The following is a 21,638-nucleotide window of genomic DNA, read 5'->3' as shown; positions in this document are numbered from 1 at the left end:
TACAATTCTATGGCAAAAGAACTAGTGGAATTTCGCAACCTAAAAACCCACTTCCGTACTTCCGCTGGTATTGTCAAAGCAGTTGACGATGTCAGCTTCACTATACGTGAGGGCGAGACGCTTTGCGTAGTTGGCGAGTCCGGCTGCGGCAAGAGTGTTACCGCCATGTCATTAATGCGCCTGATTGAGACCCCGCCTGGAGATATTGTCGGAGGGGAAATTCTCTTTGAAGGCAAAGATATTCTTAAGCTAAGTAAAAAAGATATGAGCCGCTTGCGTGGTAACGACGTAGCGATGATCTTCCAAGAGCCTATGTCCTCCTTGAACCCGGTTCTATCGATCGGTGAACAAATTTGTGAACCGCTTATCCTTCATCTGGGACTGGACCGCAAGGAAGCAAAGAAACGTGCGATTGAGCTGATCACTATGGTCGGTATCCCTCGCGCGGAAGAAATCTTCCACTCTTTCCCGCATGAGCTGAGCGGCGGTATGCGTCAGCGGATCATGATCGCGATTGCACTGAGCTGTAATCCGAAACTGCTCATCGCAGATGAACCAACAACCGCTCTTGACGTAACGATTCAAGCACAGATTCTCGATCTGATGCGTGATATCAAGAAGAAAGTGAACACGTCGATCATGCTGATTACGCATGATTTGGGTGTTGTAGCTGAAATGGCTGACTTCGTAGTTGTTATGTATGCAGGTAAGGTTATTGAGGAAGCTCCAGTTCTTGACCTGTTCGAGGATCCACAGCATCCCTACACGAAAGGCCTGCTGAAAGCGAAGCCGATTATTAACCAAAAACAGGATCGCCTGTACTCCATTCCCGGGCAAGTACCTAACCCGGTTGAGCTTGGCGATAACTGCCACTTCCATGATCGTTGTGAGTTCTGCATGGAAATTTGCAAGACCAAAGAGCCTCCGCTCCGCTCGCATGGCAATGGCAAACATAAGACAGCCTGCTGGTTGTATGAGGAGGAGGGGAAAGTACAATGAGTGAACCGTTGATCCAAGTTGAGAATTTGAAGAAGTACTTTCCGATTACAGGCGGCGTCTTCTCACGTACAATTGGTAACGTTAAAGCTGTAGATGATGTATCCTTTACCATTAACAAAGGCGAATCCTTTGGACTCGTAGGTGAATCGGGCTGCGGTAAGAGTACAATTGGCCGTACTCTTCTTCGTCTGAATGAGAAGACAGACGGTACTGTACTGTTCAAAGGACAAGACATTCATAAACTGCCTAAGTCCAAAATGCGCAGCCTTCGGCCGAAGCTGCAGATCGTCTTCCAGGATCCGTTCAGTTCTTTGAACCCGCGGATCAAGGTAGGCGAGGCCATTGGCGAGGCGCTGATTGACCATGGCTTGGTAGACCGTAAGGATGTACGCGAACGTGTTATGGAGACGATGCGCATTTGTGGATTGGCTTCTTACCACTATGACCGCTTTCCACACGAATTCTCCGGTGGACAACGCCAGCGGATCGGTATTGCTCGCGCATTGATTCTGAATCCAGAATTCATCGTAGCAGACGAGCCTGTATCTGCCTTGGACGTATCCATTCAAGCGCAAATTATTAACCTGCTGAGCGATCTTCAACGCGAGAAGCAGCTGACGTACCTGTTTATCTCTCACGACCTTAGTGTCGTAGAGCACTTGTGCGACCGTGTAGGCGTAATGTACCTTGGTTCCATGGTTGAATTGGCCAGCAAGGAAGAGTTATACGCAAATCCACTTCATCCTTACACCAAGGCATTGATGTCTGCCATTCCAATTCCAGATCCAACCTTGAAGCGCGAACGTATCGTGCTGCAAGGAGATATTCCGAGCCCGGCGAACCCGCCTTCAGGCTGCAAGTTCCATACTCGCTGTCCATTGGCAACCGATCTGTGCAAGCAGCAGAATCCGGAGTATCGTGATGTAGGTAACAACCATTTTGTTGCCTGCCACTATGCATAATTGTTAAATATCAAGATTTACAATAAATGTGCGGGTACCCTTTTTCGGGTGCCCGCTTTTCATGTATATGTCAGCTCAGGGAACTCATGCTTAAATGCATTGAGAAAATGCATAAAATCGGTTATATTGTTCGAGGGACGCAAAGAAGTTCGAAATTTTAACTTTTTTGTAGTGAAATGATGAAGCATAAGGCTTACAATAGGGTGGTTCATAGTTGTTAATATATTGAAAATACGTCTGTTCTAAAGGGCAGCTCAGTTCATAGATCGCGGTGAAGCAGCTTAACTGATTAGCATTGGAGGACGAAGTATGTTAGAAAGAAGCAGCCGGAAGAGAAGAAAGAAGAAGAAAAAGACAGGTAAGATTTTAGGCATAACACTGATCGTTCTCCTTATCGCGGGCACGCTTGGCTACACCTTCCGCAAGGATCTGGCGATAGCGGCATTCGACCTCTTCTTGTCCGATCATGTCGAGAAAAAGCTTGAGAAATCATATGCTCCGCTGGAAGGCGAGGCTCCTAAGCCAGTAGTTGTACAAGAAAAGCCATTTACCGCACTGCTGCTCGGGGTGGATCAGCGCAATAATGAGCCGGCCCGTTCGGATACGATGATCTACGCTGTGGTTCGTCCTAAAGATTCTAGGGTTCTACTGATCTCGATTCCTCGGGATACGTATACTGAGATTATCGGCAAAGGCAAGAAGGACAAGATCAATCATGCGTATGCCTTCGGCGGTGAGAAGATGGCCAAGGATACGGTTCAGGCATTTTTAGGTCATTCTGCAGAGTATTACGCGGCTATCAATTTCAATGGACTGAAGGATGTAGTTAATGCACTTGATGGGATCGCACTTCCGATCACCAAGGATATCGTTAACAAGCAGAAGGAACATGAGAAGTTTACTATTAAGGCAAATAAGCCTCTCTATAACGGCCAAGAAGCGCTGAATTATGTAAGATACCGGGAAGACAGTGATTTCAACCGGACCAAAAGGCATCAAATTTTCTTAAATGCTTTTGTTGATCGAGTTTTGTCCTTGGATCAAGTGGGTAAAATTCCTGAGTTGATGGATATTATGGGACAGAATTTCAAGACCGATATGCCCCCATCTTCTATTATTGACCTTTCTAAGCAAATTTTAACCAGTGGGCGTCCGCAAATCAGCAGCTTCACGATCATGGGCAAGGGAACCCGGATCGATAAAGTGTTCTATGATCTAGCCAATGAAGAAGATGTTGACCAGGCGAAGAAGCTGATCGACAGCTGGACAAATCCAGACAATACACCGGAGCAGCTGCTGCGGCCTGTGAAGCAGGAGATCGAATGATTGGCTGTGCACGAACATAAATTATATAATGACAGATAGGGTAGGCAATTCTTCGGCAGTCCGGAACACCGGCTGCCGATTTTGCGCTAACAAAAACGGAACAATTCAAATCTTCAGGCGTAACAAATAGAAGCATTCAGAAGCATGGAGGAGGTTCGAGGCAAAGTGAATATTGCATTTTTCCTGCTGCCCAAGAGCGACGTGGCCTCAGTTACGATGGATTCAACGCTTAGACAGACACTGGAAAGAATGGAGCATCATCGCTATACGGCCATTCCGATTATAGGACGGGACGGAAGTTACGCCGGTACAGTTACTGAAGGCGACTTGCTGTGGTACATGAAGAACTCGAATGGCAAGGTTACCTTTGAGAACGCTTCAAAGTTCCTGCTTAAGGATGTTCCTCTGCGTTTGAACATTAAGCCAGTGCAGATTGATGAAGATATGGAGGACTTAATCAATCTGGCTAAGGTGCAGAACTTTGTGCCCGTTGTGGACGATATGAATCGGTTCATCGGCATTGTCCGGCGGAGCCAGATCATTGAATATTGCGAACAGCTTGTCTCCAAGGAGGGCTCCTTACCGGAAGTGTAAATGGCCGCCTTATGGCTTCATCTTGAAGCCAAGTTCGTGTGGCCCCTCCCTTTTATGTTATAATCGGGAATAAAGCTTTGTCCAAGAGAGAGGGAGCGTTTAATATGCCGAAGGAGATGGATGTGGCCAAACGCGCCAAAGTCATTGAGTGGCTGAAAACGGAAGTGGTTGATCATGTATCCCGCCTGTTCAAATCTCTATGGGAAGGCAGCACGATGCGGGTAACCGACAGTCTGGCAAGTCTTATTGTCAGCAGTTATATTCTAGGGCGCAGATTAGGGATCAGTTACCGTGATCTTGATGAGAGCATTCTTGAGAAGCTACGCAAACATAAGCAAGAAGGACACCAGCTTGAGGATTGGTATCAGGATATTTCCGCGCTGGAAGAACATATGCGTAAGAGGTGAACACATTTGAAAATACGCTGGACATCTATCGCCTGGAGCGCTGCCTATCTGCTGCTGTTCCTGTCTATGGGAACGCCGCTGATTGTAATCACGGCTTTTTTCATGCTGCTTCCAGGTGTGGTGCTCTATACCATGCTATCGACACAATCTTTTCTGTGGCATGTTGTTCCGGTGCTGGCGATTGTCAGTATTTTGCTGGGGCCAACGTTTATTTTGCTGGCGATCTTCTTCCTGATCCCGTCGATGTTGATGGGGTATATGTATAAGAAGAGGGCAGCGGCATTCCGAACCGTCGCCGTTGGCGCAGCAGCTATTCTAATTGAGTTCCTGGTGATGCTATTCGTCAGTACTACATTATTTGGTTTTGATATTGCGAGCACCATTGAAGACACCATTACGAAGACAGCGGCTCCGATTCAGGGGGTCAGCGGAACTTCGCTGGCGGATACGCTGGGATGGTCCGCTGAAGCGGCTCAGGAGTTCTCTAGTCTGACAGTAAGGCTGATTCCGTTCACGCTGATTATTTGCTCGCTCATTATGGCTACCGTGGCTCATGCGCTGGCCTGGCCTACGCTAGGCAGCATGGGGATCACTACACCGAAGCTTGCGCCGATTAGGGAGTGGAAGCTGCCGCGGTCACTCGTCTGGTATTATATTGTGGGTCTGCTGCTGAGCCTGATTACTGGCTATGCCAGCCAAGGCTTCCTAGGGACGATTCTGCTGAATTTGATGCCGATGCTGTTATTCTGCTTTATGGTACAGACGGCAGGATTCTTCTTCTTCGCCGCACATGTGCGCAAGTGGAATCCGGTAATTCCGATCTTTCTCACGATTCTGCTGGTATTCTTCCAGCCGCTTCGAATTATCGGCATTATCGATATTCTGTTTCCGCTGCGCGAATTCTTCACGAGAACTAGACGATAGGGTGAGAAGGCATGCCTAAATTACTCCAAAAGCGCTGGCACGGATATTACACCGTGTGGGCGTTCATGCTGCAGCTCCTGCTTGTCATATTCGTCTCGTACTATAACTGGGCTGTAGGTCTACTGGGGCTGGTTCTGGTTTGTGTGCTTGCTTTTACGATGCTGCAGTCGGAACGAAGGTTCCGCAGCGATCTGATGGATTATGTGACCGGCCTGACGTACCGGATCAAGAGGATTGAAGGCGAGGCCGTTAGCCGTCTGCCTTTTGGTCTGATCCTGTACAGTGAGGACAGGACCGTGGAATGGCATAACCGATTCATGGCCAGTATTCTTGGCCGAGAGACGGTGGTTGGGCTTCCGCTGAATGAGCTGCTGCCGGAGCTTCCGCAGCTGCTTAAGAAGGAGGCCGACGGGGGAGGGATATCCGCCGAGGTGAAGTTGGGCGAACGATACTTTGAGGTCTTTGCCCAGCCGGAAGAGCGGATGATTTACTTCCATGATATGACCGAGCTGGCGACGCTGAGACAGCGTTATGACTACGAACGCCTTGCCTTGGGGATTGTGATGCTCGACAATCTGGATGAGGCTTCTCAGGGAATGGATGACCAGCAGCGGGCCGCGCTGATTGCGCGGGTAACGACGCTTCTGACCGATTGGGCGAAGCAGTACCAAGTGTATCTGCGCCGCCTCTCCTCGGAGCGTTACCTGATGATGTTTAATCACAAAGCGCTCCAGGAGATGGAGCAGAGCCGCTTTGTGATTCTGGACGAGGTCCGCGAGATGACCGCGGACCTGAAGGTGCCGATGACGCTTAGCATCGGCCTTGCCTTTGGCACCGAGCGCATCAGCGAGCTGGGTGAACTCGCCCAGTCGAGTCTGGACATGGCGCTCGGGCGCGGGGGAGACCAGGCCGCGGTGAAGGCCGGTCAGCGGCTCTCCTTCTACGGCGGTAAGACGAACGCCGTAGAGAAGCGCACGCGGGTGCGTGCCCGCGTTATCGCGCATGCGCTGCGCGATCTGATGCAGGAGAGCGACCGCGTGCTGATCATGGGGCACCGGATCCCCGACATGGACGTGATCGGCGCCTCGATCGGGGTCATGAAGGCCGCCGATATGTATAAGGTAGAGGCGCATATCGTGCTGGAGGATAGCAATCCGGCTATCGAGCGGATGATGGAGCGGATCGAGCAGGAGGAAGCGCTTCGCAAGCGGTTCATCTCACCGGAGCAGGCGCTTGACCTGATGACGGAGCACACACTGCTTGTGGTCGTCGATACGCACAAGGCTTCCATGACGATGGAGCCTCAGCTTGTAGAAGCTGCCCGGCGAGTTGTCGTGGTCGATCACCACCGCCGGGGGGAAGAGTTTATCAATGATGCGGTATTGGTGTATCTAGAGCCTTATGCATCCTCTGCCAGTGAGCTGGTTACAGAGCTCTTGCAGTATATTCATGAGAAGGTCCAGCTGAGCCCGCTGGAGTCGACTTCACTCCTTGCAGGAATTACCGTGGACACGAAGCATTTTGCCCTTCATACTGGTTCACGTACCTTTGAAGCGGCCGGCTTCCTGCGTCGCAATGGAGCCGATACCGTCATGGTGCAGCGAATCCTGAAGGAAGACCTGCAGGAATATATCGAGAAGGCTGAAATTATCAAGCATGCCCGGATGATTTACGGGCATATCGCGCTCGCTGTAACCGAGCCAAACCGCAAAATCCCGCAGCTGTTGATCGCCCAGGTGGCGGATACGCTGCTGAATATGACCAATGTGCTCGCCTCGTTCGTCATTAGTGAACGGCCGGACGGGCTCATTGGAATCAGCGCCCGATCGCTCGGGGGCATGAATGTACAGGTTGTTATGGAACGTCTAGGCGGAGGCGGACATTTAACCAATGCCGCTGTTCAGCTGGAAGGCACTCAGGCGGAAGCAGAGAAGAGATTGCTTGAGGTGCTTGAAGAAATTGAGAGGGAAGAGGGGTTATTCGAATGAAAGTCATATTCTTGAAAGATGTTAAAGGCCAGGGGAAAAAAGGCGAGATTAAAAATGTATCTGAAGGTTATGCACAGAACTTCCTAATTCCGCGCGGCTTGGTGAAGCCGGCTACGGACGGCAATATGAAGACGCTCGAAGTGCAGACGGCTTCTGAGGAGAAGCGCAAGCAGCAGGAGAAGGAAGAAGCGATTGCGCTCGGCAAGAAGCTTGAAGAGATGACCGTGGGCCTGAAGGCTAAAGCCGGCGAAGGCGGACGCCTGTTCGGAGCCATTACAAGCAAACAGGTTGCAGAAGCGCTTGCCAAGCTTGGCGTTAAGATCGACAAACGCAAGATTGAAATGAATGAACCTATTCGCAGCCTCGGCGTGACCCAAGTGCCGGTAAAGCTTCATCCTGAAGTCAAATCGACGCTGAAGGTCCAAGTTACGGAGGAATAAGAATGGGCGGCGATCTGTTTCTTGATCGGATCCCCCCGCAAAACCTAGAAGCAGAGCAAGCCGTGCTCGGTGCGATTCTGCTTCAATCCGAAGCTCTCATTACCGCGATGGAGCGGGTGCGGGACGAGGATTTCTACAGTACGGCCCACCAGCTGATCTATGAGACCATGGTGGAACTCGGTGAAGCCGGCCAGCCGATAGACCTTGTAACCTTGACGGCCCGGCTGCAGGATAAAGGCCAGCTGGAGAGCATCGGAGGCGTCAGCTATTTAGCGAAGCTGGCCCATGCCGTGCCTACAGCGGCTAATGTGGATTACTATGCACGCATTATCGAAGAGAAGTCGATGCTCCGCCGTCTGATTCGCACCGCCACGCAGATTGTCAGCGATGGCTATACCGGCGGGGAAGATGTCGCCGGCATGCTGAGCGATGCGGAGCGGCGCATCCTGGAGATCTCCAACCGCCGCTCGGGAACAGGCTTTATCTATATTCGCGACGTGCTTATGGAGGTATTCGAGAAGGTTGAGGTGCTGCACCAGAATCGCGGCAATACGACCGGAATCTCTTCCGGCTTCGTCGATCTTGACCGGATGACCTCAGGCTTCCAGCGCAATGACCTGATCATTGTGGCGGCCCGTCCTTCCGTAGGTAAGACGGCCTTCGCCCTGAACATCTGTCAGAATGCTGCTGTACGCAGCAAAGAGACGGTGGCGATCTTCAGTCTGGAGATGTCCGCCGCCCAGCTGGTACAGCGGATGATCTGTGCGGAGGCCAACCTGGATGCAGGTGTAATGCGTACAGGTGACTTCAAGAGTGATGAGGATTGGGCGAAGCTGACGATGGGCATCGCCGCCTTGGCCGAGGCGGAAATCTATATTGACGATACGCCTGGTGTGACGGTTGCGGATATCCGCGCCAAGTGTCGGCGCCTGAAGAAGGAACGGGGCCTCGGCATGATCGTCATTGACTACCTTCAGCTGATTCACGGCCGGGGCAAAGCCGGCGAGAACAGACAGCAGGAGGTCTCCGAGATCTCCCGGACACTGAAGCAAATTGCGCGGGAGCTGGAAGTGCCGGTGATTGCCTTGTCCCAGCTCAGCCGGGGCGTTGAGCAGCGGCAGGACAAACGGCCGATGATGTCCGACCTTCGGGAATCCGGTTCGATCGAGCAGGATGCCGATATCGTAGCGTTCCTGTACCGGGATGATTATTATAACCAGGAGACCGAGAAGAAGAACATCATCGAGATCATTATTGCGAAACAGCGGAATGGCCCGGTTGGTACCGTTGAACTGGTCTTCTTGAAGAATTACAATAAATTTGCCAATTATGAGCGGGCTCATGCCGATCCTTTTGCTGGATAAGCACGGAGCAGCTTAAGCATAATATGTCCTTATAAGATGCTTTATGGATAACCACCCTAACCAGGCAAGTCTCAAAAAATACGAAATGAAGGTAGAATGATCAAGTATTTGAGGGATTAGCCGGAAAGGGTGTTTTTTTCGCGAAATATTCGAATGGAGTTTGACATAAAAACGAACAATAAGCATTACATGCGTGGAATTGTTCGCTTTTAATTTGACTTTGCTCACATGGACTGTTAAACTTATAGTGCTGCTTTAGGGCAGTAAAATGGCTGTGGTGTGAAATAACCACTCTCTTAAGAATCAGGGAGTCTATACGCTATTAGTGGGCGCATGGAATCCTTCATTATTATGCAAAAATTCAGGTGCGCTATTAGACGCACCCACGGGGGTAATGTACATGTCAACAGTAGTCGTTGTGGGAACACAATGGGGAGACGAAGGCAAAGGCAAAATCACGGATTTTCTGGCGGAAAGCGCAGATGTGGTGGCACGCTATCAAGGTGGTAATAACGCCGGTCACACCATACTGATTGACGGCAAGAAGTACAAGCTGAGCCTGATTCCGTCGGGTGTTTTTTATTCGGATAAGAAGTGCGTCATTGGCAACGGTATGGTCATTAATCCCAAGGCGCTTATAGAAGAGATTAACTATATTCATGATAACGGATTTCGCACGGACAATCTGGTGATCAGTGACCGGGCGCATGTCATCATGCCATATCATATGGTGCTGGATGCGCTGGAGGAAGACCGTAAAGGTCCGAACAAGATTGGTACGACCCGTAAAGGCATTGGCCCGGCTTACATGGATAAAGCGGCACGTACAGGAATCCGGATTGCTGATCTGATGGATGCGGAAGAGTTCGAGCTGAAGCTTCGTCATCTGATGCAGGAGAAGAATCATATCATCCAGCAGGTTTATGGAGCGGAGCCGCTGGATGTTGAAACCGTGTTGAAGGAGTACTTGGAGTATGCAGAGATCATTCGTCATTATGTGACGGATACATCGGTGGTGCTTAATGATGCAATCGATGAGGGCCGCAAGGTGCTGTTCGAGGGTGCTCAAGGCGTCATGCTGGATATCGACCAAGGTACTTATCCATTCGTGACTTCCTCCAACCCGTCTGCTGGCGGCGTCTGCATTGGGTCCGGCGTAGGACCATCCAAGATCAATCAAGTCATCGGCGTAGCGAAGTCCTATACGACTCGCGTAGGAGATGGCCCATTCCCGACCGAGCTGCATGATGAAGTCGGCGATATGATCCGGGAAACAGGCCATGAGTATGGCACAGTTACCGGACGCCCGCGCCGTGTCGGCTGGTTCGACAGTGTTGTAGTCCGCCATGCCCGCCGGGTGAGCGGTCTGACAGGACTCTCTCTGAACTCGCTTGACGTATTGACTGGCTTGAAGACCGTAAAGATCTGCACAGGATATAAATACCGCGGCGAGATCATTACACACTATCCGGCAAGCCTCAAGATGCTGGCAGAATGCGAAGCGGTCTATGAAGAGCTGCCAGGCTGGTCTGAGGATATTACCGGAGCGAAGACGCTGGAGGACCTGCCGGAGACTACTCGGAACTATGTGAAGCGCGTATCCGAGTTGACAGGCATTCCGATTGCAATCTTCTCCGTTGGACGCAACCGGGAGCAGACGAACCAAGTGCTTCCGATCTATTAATTATAAGCAGGCTATATACAGGCCTGCCTTAAGGGGAATCCCCTTCTGCTTTATAGGCAGAAGGGGATTTTTTACGGTAGACATGGTATTCTAAAAATACAGGAAAAGCTGAATATTCCGAACTATAGCTTAAGGAGTTTAATATGCGAAAAAAATACAGTAATCTGACCCCGGAGGAACGCTGGCAGTATATGCAGCAGCGCGGAAAACTGGACTTTCTGTTCATCCGCCCCTTGCTGATGGGCTTGTTCATTGATGTCGTGCTCTTCGGTTTATTTTTTGTCATCGGCTCGATCGGTTCAGGCCTGGTGGCTTCTGCTGAACTGCTTGGTGAGCTAATATCCCGTCCGGGCAATGTGACCTGGTTCATCTTCATGCTGCTGGTGATGCCTGCGGTATACATAGCGACCAATGCACTAATCTGGATTTTATATCGGCGAAAATATGGCCGTGCGTCGTCGGAGAATTCGTAGAGCAAGCCAGCATGGAGTCTGACTGCCTCTCCGTCCTCAGACGGATCGATACTTCAATCCTGCGCCCCTTCCTTGTGGAAGGGGTTTTTTACTATATTGATTATATTGGAAAGACAAAGATGAACGCAGGGTTGTGACAGGGGAAGGCATGGGGAGGGAGAACGTCGATGAGCACTTATTTGTTCAGGTATAAAGGGAGACTGGCGCTTGTTGCAATCACGGTATTTCTGGCAAGTCTGCTGAATGTAGGATTAGCGTTTGTATTTAAGGCCATTACGGATACTATCGGGAGCGGGAGCCTCACGGAATTTTATCGAGTGGCTGCATTGGCGCTTGGCTTTATTGTATTCGGTGCGGTGGTGCACTTTTTGGCCGAATGGGCGAAGTCCGCTTATATCCGCAAGACGATGGTTTATTTGAAGGATGAGGTATTCCGCAAAATTATGGGGAAAAGTATTGCAGAATTCTCCTCGTCAAACAGTGCCAAATACCTGTCGGTAATTAACAATGATCTGAAGATGGTAGAGGAGGATTACTTCCGCAACCTCTTTCAATTGTTTGGCACGGTAGTGGCCTTCACGGGTGCTTTATCGTCCATGTTCTTTTTAAGCTATAAGATCTCGCTGTGCCTTCTCATGATGACGGTCATTTCCATCCTTATCCCTCGTTTGTTTGAGCGGAGTCTCAGCGGAAGCAAGAACAAATATGCTGAGAGTCTGGAGCATTTTATGGTGAAGGTAAATGATCTGTTCTCAGGCTTTCAGGTCATTAAGAGCTTCAAAATCGAGCGGAAAATTGAAGAGGAATATACGAAGGTGAATCAGGACGTCGAGCGGCGGAAGTTCAGATTCAATGTGGTCAGTTGCGGGGTAGATGCCATCAGTGAGGTTTTTGGCGGCATTATGTTCAATTCGGTGTTCATTATCGGCGGGATCTTTGCGATTCAGGGCGAGCTGACGCTGGGCATGTTGCTGGCTTGTGTACAGCTGACGAACAATGTGGTGAATCCGATCTACTCCAGTGTTCAGTATCTGGCCCGGATCAAGTCGTTGAAGCAGATCTCAGGGCGAATTATCACCCTGCTGAATGAACGGGAAGAGCAGAGAACGTACACGGCGAAGGACCACTTCGATGGGGTGATTGAGTGGAAGAATGTCAGCTTCGGATATGATGATCAGAAAAAGGTACTCAGCGGGATTGATTTACTCATTCGTAAAAATCAAAAGGTGGCATTCGTAGGGGCCAGCGGCTCCGGCAAATCCACACTGCTTAAGCTGCTATTGAAGCAGTATGAGCATTATGATGGGGCAATCCTGATTGACGGCATTCCGCTAAAAGACATTTCTGCAGATGACGTATATCACTTCCAATCCATATTGCACCAGCACACCTTCTTGTTCGATAGCAGCATCAACGAGAATATTAAGCTGTTTGGCGACTATACGGATGAAGATGTAGCCAGGGCAGCCGAGCATTCGGGAATGACCCGGTTTCTAGATAGATTGCCAGATGGCTTGGATAGCTTGGTTGGCGAGAATGGCAGCCTGCTCTCCGGCGGGGAGAAGCAGCGGATTGCGATTGCAAGGACTCTGATTCGAAAGGCGCCGATCTTAATGTTGGATGAAGCCACTTCTGCACTCGATAATGAGACAGCTTATGCGATTGAAGAGACGATTCTGAACATGAAGGAAGTAACGGCCCTTGTGGTAACCCACCGATTGGTTAAACGCCTCTTGGAGAGGTACGATGCCATCTATGTGCTGCAGGGCGGTGAAATTATTGAACGGGGGACTTTCCAGGAGCTGATGGATCAGCGCGGGTATTTCCACAGCCTGTACTCTATTGAAAATAAAACGTCCCGAGAGCCGGCGCGGTCAAGAGAGGGGCTGCTCGCCCTCTAAAGCAGGGATAGATTTTCATAGGGAAGGTAGAAAATGATGCTTCGGCGGGCATACTGGTACGAGACCTATTCTAGGACTTATTATTCCAGGAGCAAAGGAGAACGCCGAAATGAGATGGATGACCCGTATCATGAGTCTGGTTCTGGTGACCGTGCTGGTGTGCGGCTTGAGTATGCTGACGACAGGCATGGTGGTGAATGCCTACGTTCAGTCTTTGCTGACCAGCTTAAATATCAAGTGGGAGGGGCAGCCTACGGGGCTGGCTAGTCTGCTGGGGCTCTCCGCAGGCAGTAGCAGCAAGAACAGTAAGGCGGACGCCGAAGAAGGTCAGGCAGGGCAAAATCAGGAGACAGAGCGCAATAATTCGGCAGCCGGGACCACTGCATCGAATCTCGAGGCAGCGGACAAGAAGCAGGACAAAGACACTAGCCTGCCTGCTGGCCAGGAACAGGTTAATCCGGGCAAGGGGGACAAAGAGGAAGAGGCGCCGGAGGACTCTATAGCCGTTATGGGCAAGGAAAGCAAGAAGGAGGCTGAGGATGCACCTGTAGTCTCTTCAGATGAGCTTCAGGCGACCAAGGAGGGCCTGTCTGCTGAAGCTAAGGCCGAAATCTTTCAGCTGCTGATGAAGAAACTACCTGAGCAGGAGGTGCAGTCGCTGACCGCTGCCATGGAAGGCGGATTGACGGAGGAGGAGATGATTCAGGCGCAGCAGGTTCTCTCCAAGTATTTGAGCAAGGAGGAGTATGCTAAGGTGATGAATATGCTTAAATAATAAGTCCATATTAGCTGCACCTTCCTAAGTCACTACTATTTCACAGCATTGTCAGGAAAAATCTAATAGAGGCGAATTGCCCAAAAGTCAATCAAACCCGCGCCTGGCGCGGGTTTTTGGCGTTATTAGCAAAAGTTGAAATGCATAAAGCGACTATGATAAAGTAGAACAGTGTCGTAAAAGGTTAAAATTTTGAAACTATTTTCTGTCATAGATTAGAGATTGGGCTAGGGGTGAACTGTCACCCGCCCAGCAGGAAATCCGGCTAAAGTGCCGGGTCTGGCACAGGGAATTGGGTCGGCGAAAGGCAATCCTTGTGCGAAAGTATGGGAACATAAAGGAGATTAGCATGAAAGGGTTCAAGAAGAAGGGTAAGGCAGTTGACCTGGATCAAGACCTGCAGAGTCAAGAGGCAGCGCAGGGCAAAGTGTTAGCGTCGTCTTGGATAAAGCGGAATTCACGCAAACTGTGGATCACAGCCGGAGGTGTATTGCTTGCAGGCAGCCTGCTGCTCGTGGGACAGCAGTATGTCGAAGCGAATAAGGTTCCTTTCTATCGTGTCTATCTGGATGGACAAGAGATTGGAACGATTAAGGATAAGAAGGAACTTACAGCGCTATATGAGAAGAAGCAGGAGGAGTTCGCGAAGAAGTACCCAGGGGCCAATATGGTACTGGAGACAGAAGGCGTATCCACCGTGCTGGACAAAGCCTACAAAGCCGAGGTTGACGGTCACACGGCCATTGCCAAGCTGGATAAGCAGCTGAAGTCCCATGCTTCTGGTGTGGCGCTGAAGGTGGATGGAAAAGTGATTGGAGTCGTTAAGGATCAGGCCACGGCGGAAGCGGTACTTAAGCAGGTAAAGAATAAGTACATACCGGCTGGAGAGCAGACAACTTTGGAGTCCAAAGTGAAAAAGGTATCGACTTCTTCCAGTAAGGCTGCCACGGCGGCTTCATCCCCGAAGCTTGAATCCGCTGTGATTAAAGAGAAGATTGAACAGGCTGCGGTAGAAACTACCCCGGACAAGGTACTGGATACGAAGGCGGCGGTGGCCCGCATCCTACAAGGTGAAGTCACTCCGATTGTATATGAGGTTCAGGAGGGGGACACGATCACTTCCATCGCCAAGCGCTTTGGCGTGTCCTACAAGTCTATTTTCCACCAGAATCCGGGGGTTGAGGAACGGACGATGCAGATCGGAACCCAGCTGACGATCAAGGCGGCCAAGCCGTCGCTTACCGTTAAAACGGTGGAGCGTGTGCAGGAGCAGATCGTAACGGAACCGACAGTGATTGTGCGCAAGAATGCGAAGCTGAAGGCCGGGAAGACGATTGTCGCCTCTCAGGGCCAAAGTGGACTCAAGACGATGAGCTACCGCGTGACGAAGGAGAACGGTCAGGTCATTCAGGAGGAATGGCTGGGTCAAGAGGTCGTCAAGCAGCCGCAGCCGCGCATTGTGGTCAAGGGGACGCTTGTGCTGGGCGAGGGCTCCGGCCAGTTCGCCTGGCCGCTGTCGAGTGCGTCGATGAGCAGCAGCTATGGACAGCGTTGGGGCAAGCTGCATAAGGGGGTAGACCTTGTTTCCTCCAATCGCACAATTATGGCTGCGGATGCTGGAGTGGTCACGTTCGCTGGAACGAAGAGCGGTTATGGGAATGTCATTATTATCGATCATAAGAACGGATATGAGACGCTGTACGGACATCTCAGCAAAATTACGGTGAAGCAGGGAGCCAAGGTGCAGAAGGGTGCTTCCATTGGCGTTATGGGCAGTACCGGGCGCTCGACAGGCCCGCATCTTCATTTCGAAATTCACAAGGGTGGGCAGCTGCAGAACCCGATGAAATATCTATAATAAACAAGGGGCATGGCTCGTAGAAGCCATGCCCCTTGTTTATGGCTGCACTTATCGTCCGGTATTTCTGGTGATTTATAGGATAGCTTAGGATGCACCCTCAAGGTATGGTAGAATAAATACAAGTGAATCAACGCCTGATATGATGAGGTGAATTGAGAGAAATGCAGGGAAAAATCCTGGTAGTAGACGATGAACAACCCATTGCGGATATATTGAAATTTAATCTGGAAAAAGAGGGCTATGAGGTCATTCTGGCCTTTGATGGCATTCAGGCGGTAGACCTGGCCTTCTCGGAGCGTCCTGACCTGATTCTGCTGGATCTGATGCTTCCGGGGAAGGACGGCATGGATGTATGCCGCGAGGTACGTACCAAGCTTGAGACGCCTATTATTATGCTGACGGCGAAGGATGGGGAGATCGACAAGGTGCTCGGTCTTGAGCTTGGCGCTGACGACTATGTGACCAAGCCATTTAGCGCCCGGGAGCTGCTGGCACGCGTCAAGGCACAGATGCGCCGGCAGAGCAAGCTGCTGGACAGTGGGGAAGATGCGAAACAGGGACTTCATTTGTTCGATCTCTTTATCGACACGGATATGTACACGGTGTATAAGAATGGAGAGCCGCTGGATCTGACGCACAGAGAGTATGAGCTTCTCTATTATATGGCCCGCAACGCGGGCAAGGTCATGACCCGGGAGCATCTGCTTCAGGCTGTCTGGGGTTTCGAGTATTTCGGGGATGTGCGGACGGTGGATGTGACGATCCGGCGTCTGCGCGAGAAAATTGAAGATGATCCGAGCAAGCCGGAGGTCATTCTGACCCGGCGGGGGCTTGGCTATTTGATACGCAGTACCAAGACAGGTGGGTTCTAGCATGCGGCTTCGCTCATTCTTCCGCACCATTCAGGCCAGGCTGATCATGATATATGTTCTCCTGATCCTGATTGCGATGCAGCTGATCGGGGTGTATTTCGTCAGCGCTATGAAGAACTCACTGACGAGCAACTTCACGAAGGACCTGCAGGAGCGGGCCGAGCTGCTCTCCGTGCTGGCTGCGCAGAACCTTGGCGGGGCTGCTGCCAGCACTACCGCTTCAGGGGATGAATCGCTGGATAACCTGCGGGTGCTCGTAAATAATCTGTTCAATATTAACGGGGCCGAAATTCAGGTGCTGGACCCGGGAGGCAAGGTGCTGACGACTTCCAAGCCGTCGCATGCCGATTATGTCGGGCGTAAGAATACACAGACCGTGGTCAGCCGGGCACTGCAGGGAATCAGTGATAATGAAGAATACATTATTGATGACGATAACATTCGCAAGAAGGTTGTCGCCAAGCCCGTGCTCAGTGATGGGAAGATCGTAGGCGCAATCTATATTGCCGCTTCAATGAGCGATCTGTACAGCACGATGGAGCGCATTAACGGAATCTTCATCTCGGGCATTCTACTTGCATTGGGGCTGACCGCCGTGCTGGGCGTTATTCTTGCCCATACGATAACCTCGCCGATCAAGGAGCTGACCCGGCGAGCAACAGCTGTGGCAGAGGGGAAGTTCGACCAGCAGATGCCTGTGCTGGGCAATGACGAGATCGGCCAGCTTAGCAAGGCCTTTAATTATATGACAAGCCGGCTGCGCGATGCCCTGGCTCAGAACGAAGAGGAGAAGGAGAAGCTCGCTTCGATCCTGACTAATATGAGCGACGGCGTGATTGCAACGGATGAGACCGGGAAGGTCATCCTGATGAACCGCCGCGCGAGCGCGCTCTTGGAAGCAGGCGGCGAAGAGCTTGGGCGCAGCGTGACCGAGCTGCTGGGTCTGCCGGAGGAAGATCAGGCAGACCTGGCTAGAGGCTCGCTGCCGCCGCGACTGCTTATGCGCGGCACGCCCGAGGGCGGCGAATCGATCATTCGCGCCACCTTTACGCCGCTGCACCGGCGCGAGGTCGGCATGATCGGCGCGATCGTCATGCTGCAGGACGTCACGGAGCAGGAGAAGCTGGAAGCATCGCGGCGGGAGTTCGTTGCGAACGTATCGCATGAGCTGCGGACGCCGCTGACTACGATCAAGAGCTATACGGAAGCTCTTGAAGATGGAGCGATGCAGGAGCCGGAGCTGGGCTCGCGCTTCATCGGCGTCATCCAGAATGAGACGGAGCGGATGATCCGGCTCGTTACGGATCTGCTGCACTTGTCGCGTCTGGACTCTAAGGAGGCGCCGCTGCGCAAGCAGCGCACCGACCTGATGGAGATGCTGGAGGATGTGGCTGACCGGTTTTCTTTTCAAATGCAGCAGAAGGGCATTCAATCCGTTATTTCAGTGGGTGAAGGGGTTGGGGCCGCCTGGATGGATCGTGACCAGATTGACCAGGTGCTCGATAACCTGATCTCCAATGCCATGAAATATACACCGGATGGTGGGTGGATTACCATTGAGGCCCGCAAGGGAACGGAGGACTACCTGGAGGTATCTGTGGAGGATACCGGTACCGGCATTCCGAAGAAGGACCTGGAGCGCATCTTCGAGCGCTTCTACCGGGTGGACAAGGCCCGTTCCCGCAATATGGGCGGCACCGGACTCGGCCTATCCATTGCCCGGGAAATTGTGAAAGCGCACGGAGGCACCATCTTCCTTCAATCTGAGCTTGGCCAGGGCACGAAGGTGACCTTCACGCTGCCTCTGCTGGAAGAGGGAGGTGAGGAGGCATGAAAGAGACCGTGAAGACAGGGATACTTGCACTGCTCATCGCGATCAGCCTTCTGCAGAGCTACTTCCTCATTTACCGTCTGCCGGGCAGCAACCCTGTCGTCAAGTCAGGGGAAGACTATGTGGCGACAGACAATATGGGTACACAGCTGGCCGCAGCTGATTTGGTCTACCCGGAGCAGATGATCATTCATATGGGCAACAGCAAGCATACGGTGTTCTACCCTAACTCGACCTTCTATAATCTGATCTTCGGGCGGCTTCAGGGCCGGCTGATGGATGGATTTCAGCGGGGGGTGACGATGAATACCGACTGGTCCCGAATTCGCAATGAGGATCAGGGGATCGAGCTGCAATTCGGCAGCGGTATTCCAGTTCCGCTTCTGCAGAAGGTGATGCAGATTGCAGATGATCCGCTGCTTGATGGAGAGAGTATTAGCCGAATTTTCATATATACCGATAAAGGGGAAGACAAGGTGCGGGTGTTCTTCTTCAGCGCACAGGGTGATGTGGTGTACGAAGCTACAAAGGCGGATTTTACAGTACAGGATCTGAAGCAGCATGTGGCCTTCGGCAAGAACTGGACGCCTTATACGCTGGTGAACGGAACGTACTACATTCCTGATAAGCCGCTGGATACGGCCAAGGTTAGCTTGGAGGTTGGAAAATACACCGTAGAGCAGATGCAGCGCAGCTTGTTCTTCGATCCGAGCATCACTCGAAATATTAGGGAGAAGGACAATTCGGAAATTTACACGGATTCGAAGCGAAGCCTTCAGGTTCGCCAAGATCAGAACTGGATGAATTACACGGATCCCGCGGCTGCGTCTGCCGGAGAGAACAGTCCGGAGAAGAACGCACTGTCTGCCGTGGAGTTCGTGAACCAGCATGGCGGCTGGAGCGGACGCTATCTGATCAGGCTGAGTGACGAGACGGACGGGCGCCAGACGGTACTGTTCCAACAGTATTACGGAGCATACCCGATTATTGATATGCCGGATTTTCACTACGGTGTCATGCAGCTTGAGATGCGTCAGGGTACAACCACAAGCTATGAACGGTCGCTGCTGTACTTGAAGGAAGAGAATCGGGCAAAGCAGGTGGTGAGACTGCCCGGCGGGGAAGAACTTAAGCGCCGGATTGCGGCTGCAGCCAAAGAGGGCCAGGTCATCAAGCTGTACCCTGCATATCAACCGAAGCTGGACAAGTCAGGCTTAACGCTGACCCCGGTATGGGTAGTTAAGCTGCATGATGGCAGCGAACGAATATTGCCATAAGGCAGGAGGGTAGGAAGACATGGATTGGGGCAGAGCCAAAAATGTGTTGATATATGCGTTCCTCCTGCTGAATTTGGTGCTTGGCTACCAGCTATGGATGGACCTGCGCGAGCAGGCGGATGCCAATCCCGACCTAACCTCTCTGGCGGAAAATACACAGCGGGTGATGGAAGACAAGAATATCAAGGTAACGGCGCAGATTCCGACCGAGACGCCGGAGCTGCAGAAGATTAATTATCGCTTCTTGGATGAGGATACACAGAAGGAGACGACCCTTCCGCAGCCGGTATACAGCAAGCTGATCTTCTCGCCGAAGGAGCTGGTCTCCGAGCTGTCTGCGAGCATACCGGGGATTGCTAACTATCAGTATGATCCGGTGGAGAGCCGGGAGGGGACCTTTGTACTGCATCCACTGGTGGAGGACGGCTGGCCGCTCTTCCGGGTTAATCTGGAGCTGCATTACAGCGATCAGCGGATCACCTCTTATCGGCAGCAGTCGATCGAGATCAACTCGCTCGGCGAGGAGAAGCGGCAGCGGGTGCTGTCGGCATCCAAGGCGCTGGGCAATCTGGTCGACAATTATTTGCCGGAGGGCTCGGTCGTTAAGTCGATTGAGCTCGGCTATTATGGGGAAATGTTCAATTCCGATGCGCAGGTCGCTGCCCCGGCATGGCGGTTCACTCTGGAGAGCGGAGAAATTTATTATGTACAAGGCATCAGCGGGGACGTGATCAGTCCAGGCACAGACAAATCCAAGAGTTAGGCAAAGGAGTTATGGGGAATATGGGTATACGCTTTACCGTCCTGTCGAGCGGATCTACCGGCAATGCAACGGTGGTCAACTACGGGGACACGACATTGATGATCGATGCAGGCTTTAGCGCCCGCCGGATCGATGAACTTCTGCGGGAGCGGGAGCTAACCGGCGAGCAGCTAAACGGAATTCTAGTAACGCATGAGCATTCAGATCATATTAAGGGTCTGGGTGCGGTTGCGAGAAAATATAACCTTCCCATCTATGCAAATGAGAAGACTTGGGAAGCCATAGAGAAGCCAGTAGGGGCGATTGCCGAGGAGAATCGGCGCATCTTCGGCACAGGGGAGTCGAAGGACTTCGGTTCGCTCAGAGTGGAGTCTTTCCCCATCTCGCATGATGCCGCTGAGCCGGTCGGTTACTGCTTCTATGACGGCAAATCCAAGCTGAGCGTGGTTACCGATCTGGGATATGCCAGTGACCGGGTGATGCAGACCATTGCCGATTCGGATGTGTTCGTGCTGGAGTCGAATCATGACATTGAGATGCTGCGGATGGGCCGTTATCCTTGGAACATTAAGCGCCGTATCCTCGGAGATATGGGGCATCTGTCCAACGAAGCGGCAGGGGAAGTGATGAGCCAGCTCCTGACCGGGCGCACCAAGCGAGCATATCTCGCTCATCTCAGCCGGGAACACAACATGTTGGATCTGGCGAAGATGGCGGTGCGGGACGCCATGGAAGACCGCGGCTGCTTCTATAAGGACAGCGAATTCAAGCTGTGTGACACGTATTATGACCGGCCTACACCGTGGGATACGGTGGCTGATCTCTGAATTCGTCAAGCTTGTCCAGCTTCTGTTGGATCTCCTCACGGGTGAGGATCCCCTTATCAACTAGCAGCTCCATCAAGGCGCTGAGGGTCAGCAGATTGTGGTAATGGTCATCCTTAAGATCGGCCAGCTTAGCGAGCACCTGCAATTCACGGATTGGAGAGAATGAAGATTCCATTTTGTTAACCTCCTAATTGAATATGATCTATCTATTTTTCTGAAGCATAATGACCCCTTCCGATAAAAAAATTGGTCTTTCATCATTTTATCCGGGTGAGACGCTTGAAATCAGGGTAAAAGAGAGTAAAGTTGAATGTAAGATAATTTCCTCTATTTCCCGGATGGTCCAGGGCATCTAAGAATATGGAAGCTA

General features: G+C 51.6%; 20 protein-coding genes. 19 read left to right on the top strand and 1 reads right to left on the bottom strand.

Annotated elements, in window-relative coordinates; all coding sequences use genetic code 11:
• The first annotated feature begins 9 nt into the window (after positions 1–9).
• The 19 genes from DCC85_RS22670 (at position 10) to DCC85_RS22580 (ending at position 21,268) form a co-directional block, all read left to right on the top strand.
• Positions 10–999, top strand: coding sequence for an ABC transporter ATP-binding protein (locus tag DCC85_RS22670; RefSeq protein ID WP_108467613.1), 990 nt, complete (start codon positions 10–12; stop codon positions 997–999).
• Entirely contained in the window at positions 996–1,961 is a 966-nt protein-coding gene (locus tag DCC85_RS22665) for an ABC transporter ATP-binding protein (protein ID WP_108467612.1), read from the top strand. The genes DCC85_RS22670 and DCC85_RS22665 overlap by 4 nt, the downstream gene beginning before the upstream one ends.
• Before the next feature lie 309 nt (positions 1,962–2,270).
• The gene (locus DCC85_RS22660) at positions 2,271–3,287 is read left to right on the top strand and encodes an LCP family protein (protein WP_108467611.1); all 1,017 of its coding nucleotides are present in this window, start codon (positions 2,271–2,273) and stop codon (positions 3,285–3,287) included.
• 165 nt (positions 3,288–3,452) lie between these two features.
• Positions 3,453–3,881: a CBS domain-containing protein gene (locus DCC85_RS22655; protein WP_108467610.1), complete on the top strand. Its 429-nt coding sequence runs from the start codon at positions 3,453–3,455 to the stop codon at positions 3,879–3,881.
• A 104-nt stretch (positions 3,882–3,985) separates the two neighbouring features.
• Positions 3,986–4,288 carry a MazG-like family protein gene (locus tag DCC85_RS22650; protein ID WP_108467609.1) on the top strand — a complete coding sequence of 101 codons (303 nt, stop codon included), beginning with the start codon at positions 3,986–3,988 and terminating at the stop codon, positions 4,286–4,288.
• Positions 4,289–4,294: 6 nt separating this feature from the next.
• On the top strand, positions 4,295–5,212 hold the full coding sequence (locus tag DCC85_RS22645; protein WP_108467608.1) for a DUF2232 domain-containing protein: 918 nt from the start codon (positions 4,295–4,297) through the stop codon (positions 5,210–5,212).
• Positions 5,213–5,223: 11 nt separating this feature from the next.
• Entirely contained in the window at positions 5,224–7,200 is a 1,977-nt protein-coding gene (locus tag DCC85_RS22640; protein WP_108467607.1) for a DHH family phosphoesterase, read from the top strand.
• Complete coding sequence (rplI, locus tag DCC85_RS22635) at positions 7,197–7,640, top strand: 50S ribosomal protein L9 (RefSeq protein WP_108467606.1); 444 nt, start codon at positions 7,197–7,199, stop codon at positions 7,638–7,640. Before DCC85_RS22640 ends, rplI begins: the two co-directional genes overlap by 4 nt.
• Positions 7,641–7,642: 2 nt before the next feature.
• The gene (gene dnaB, locus DCC85_RS22630) at positions 7,643–9,004 is read left to right on the top strand and encodes a replicative DNA helicase (RefSeq protein WP_108467605.1); all 1,362 of its coding nucleotides are present in this window, start codon (positions 7,643–7,645) and stop codon (positions 9,002–9,004) included.
• A gap of 400 nt (positions 9,005–9,404) precedes the next feature.
• Positions 9,405–10,688: an adenylosuccinate synthase gene (locus DCC85_RS22625; protein ID WP_108467604.1), complete on the top strand. Its 1,284-nt coding sequence runs from the start codon at positions 9,405–9,407 to the stop codon at positions 10,686–10,688.
• Positions 10,689–10,831: 143 nt separating this feature from the next.
• A complete protein-coding gene (locus tag DCC85_RS22620) occupies positions 10,832–11,161 on the top strand; it encodes a hypothetical protein (RefSeq protein WP_108467603.1) in 330 nt (109 codons plus the stop codon).
• Positions 11,162–11,328: 167 nt separating this feature from the next.
• Positions 11,329–13,062: an ABC transporter ATP-binding protein gene (locus DCC85_RS22615; RefSeq protein WP_108467602.1), complete on the top strand. Its 1,734-nt coding sequence runs from the start codon at positions 11,329–11,331 to the stop codon at positions 13,060–13,062.
• Positions 13,063–13,171: 109 nt separating this feature from the next.
• Positions 13,172–13,837, top strand: a complete 666-nt coding sequence (locus tag DCC85_RS22610) for a hypothetical protein (RefSeq protein ID WP_108467601.1) — start codon at positions 13,172–13,174, stop codon at positions 13,835–13,837.
• Positions 13,838–14,186: 349 nt separating this feature from the next.
• Entirely contained in the window at positions 14,187–15,695 is a 1,509-nt protein-coding gene (locus tag DCC85_RS22605; RefSeq protein ID WP_108467600.1) for a M23 family metallopeptidase, read from the top strand.
• Positions 15,696–15,859: 164 nt separating this feature from the next.
• Positions 15,860–16,570 (top strand): response regulator YycF, encoded by a 711-nt coding sequence (gene yycF, locus DCC85_RS22600; protein WP_108467599.1) that lies wholly within the window; start codon positions 15,860–15,862, stop codon positions 16,568–16,570.
• Between the two features lies 1 nt (position 16,571).
• The gene (gene walK, locus DCC85_RS22595; protein ID WP_108467598.1) at positions 16,572–18,404 is read left to right on the top strand and encodes a cell wall metabolism sensor histidine kinase WalK; all 1,833 of its coding nucleotides are present in this window, start codon (positions 16,572–16,574) and stop codon (positions 18,402–18,404) included.
• Complete coding sequence (locus DCC85_RS22590) at positions 18,401–19,678, top strand: YycH family regulatory protein (protein WP_108467597.1); 1,278 nt, start codon at positions 18,401–18,403, stop codon at positions 19,676–19,678. Before walK ends, DCC85_RS22590 begins: the two co-directional genes overlap by 4 nt.
• Positions 19,679–19,697: 19 nt before the next feature.
• Positions 19,698–20,441, top strand: coding sequence for a two-component system regulatory protein YycI (yycI, locus tag DCC85_RS22585; protein ID WP_108467596.1), 744 nt, complete (start codon positions 19,698–19,700; stop codon positions 20,439–20,441).
• Positions 20,442–20,461: 20 nt separating this feature from the next.
• Positions 20,462–21,268 carry an MBL fold metallo-hydrolase gene (locus tag DCC85_RS22580; protein WP_108467595.1) on the top strand — a complete coding sequence of 269 codons (807 nt, stop codon included), beginning with the start codon at positions 20,462–20,464 and terminating at the stop codon, positions 21,266–21,268.
• Here the strand turns inward: DCC85_RS22580 and DCC85_RS22575 are convergent.
• The gene (locus tag DCC85_RS22575; protein WP_108467594.1) at positions 21,237–21,443 is read right to left on the bottom strand and encodes a hypothetical protein; all 207 of its coding nucleotides are present in this window, start codon (positions 21,441–21,443) and stop codon (positions 21,237–21,239) included. The genes DCC85_RS22580 and DCC85_RS22575 overlap by 32 nt on opposite strands.
• Positions 21,444–21,638 lie beyond the last annotated feature (195 nt).

The organism is Paenibacillus sp. CAA11 (assembly GCF_003060825.1).
Taxonomy (GTDB): domain Bacteria; phylum Bacillota; class Bacilli; order Paenibacillales; family Paenibacillaceae; genus Fontibacillus.
Note: the sequence above shows the minus strand (reverse complement) of the source record. Positions and strands in the feature narration are given on the sequence as shown.

Excerpts from the sequence above, each read along its gene's own strand:
- DCC85_RS22580 (WP_108467595.1), top strand. The coding sequence starts at position 20,462 with ATGGGTATACGCTTTACCGTCCTGTCGAGCGGATCTACCGGCAATGCA.
- DCC85_RS22575 (WP_108467594.1), bottom strand. The coding sequence starts at position 21,443 with ATGGAATCTTCATTCTCTCCAATCCGTGAATTGCAGGTGCTCGCTAAG.
- rplI (WP_108467606.1), top strand. The coding sequence starts at position 7,197 with ATGAAAGTCATATTCTTGAAAGATGTTAAAGGCCAGGGGAAAAAAGGC.
- DCC85_RS22605 (WP_108467600.1), top strand. The coding sequence starts at position 14,187 with ATGAAAGGGTTCAAGAAGAAGGGTAAGGCAGTTGACCTGGATCAAGAC.
- DCC85_RS22620 (WP_108467603.1), top strand. The coding sequence starts at position 10,832 with ATGCGAAAAAAATACAGTAATCTGACCCCGGAGGAACGCTGGCAGTAT.
- dnaB (WP_108467605.1), top strand. The coding sequence starts at position 7,643 with ATGGGCGGCGATCTGTTTCTTGATCGGATCCCCCCGCAAAACCTAGAA.
- DCC85_RS22615 (WP_108467602.1), top strand. The coding sequence starts at position 11,329 with ATGAGCACTTATTTGTTCAGGTATAAAGGGAGACTGGCGCTTGTTGCA.
- DCC85_RS22650 (WP_108467609.1), top strand. The coding sequence starts at position 3,986 with ATGCCGAAGGAGATGGATGTGGCCAAACGCGCCAAAGTCATTGAGTGG.
- walK (WP_108467598.1), top strand. The coding sequence starts at position 16,572 with ATGCGGCTTCGCTCATTCTTCCGCACCATTCAGGCCAGGCTGATCATG.
- DCC85_RS22625 (WP_108467604.1), top strand. The coding sequence starts at position 9,405 with ATGTCAACAGTAGTCGTTGTGGGAACACAATGGGGAGACGAAGGCAAA.
- DCC85_RS22670 (WP_108467613.1), top strand. The coding sequence starts at position 10 with ATGGCAAAAGAACTAGTGGAATTTCGCAACCTAAAAACCCACTTCCGT.
- yycI (WP_108467596.1), top strand. The coding sequence starts at position 19,698 with ATGGATTGGGGCAGAGCCAAAAATGTGTTGATATATGCGTTCCTCCTG.
- yycF (WP_108467599.1), top strand. The coding sequence starts at position 15,860 with ATGCAGGGAAAAATCCTGGTAGTAGACGATGAACAACCCATTGCGGAT.
- DCC85_RS22610 (WP_108467601.1), top strand. The coding sequence starts at position 13,172 with ATGAGATGGATGACCCGTATCATGAGTCTGGTTCTGGTGACCGTGCTG.
- DCC85_RS22590 (WP_108467597.1), top strand. The coding sequence starts at position 18,401 with ATGAAAGAGACCGTGAAGACAGGGATACTTGCACTGCTCATCGCGATC.
- DCC85_RS22665 (WP_108467612.1), top strand. The coding sequence starts at position 996 with ATGAGTGAACCGTTGATCCAAGTTGAGAATTTGAAGAAGTACTTTCCG.
- DCC85_RS22640 (WP_108467607.1), top strand. The coding sequence starts at position 5,224 with ATGCCTAAATTACTCCAAAAGCGCTGGCACGGATATTACACCGTGTGG.
- DCC85_RS22660 (WP_108467611.1), top strand. The coding sequence starts at position 2,271 with ATGTTAGAAAGAAGCAGCCGGAAGAGAAGAAAGAAGAAGAAAAAGACA.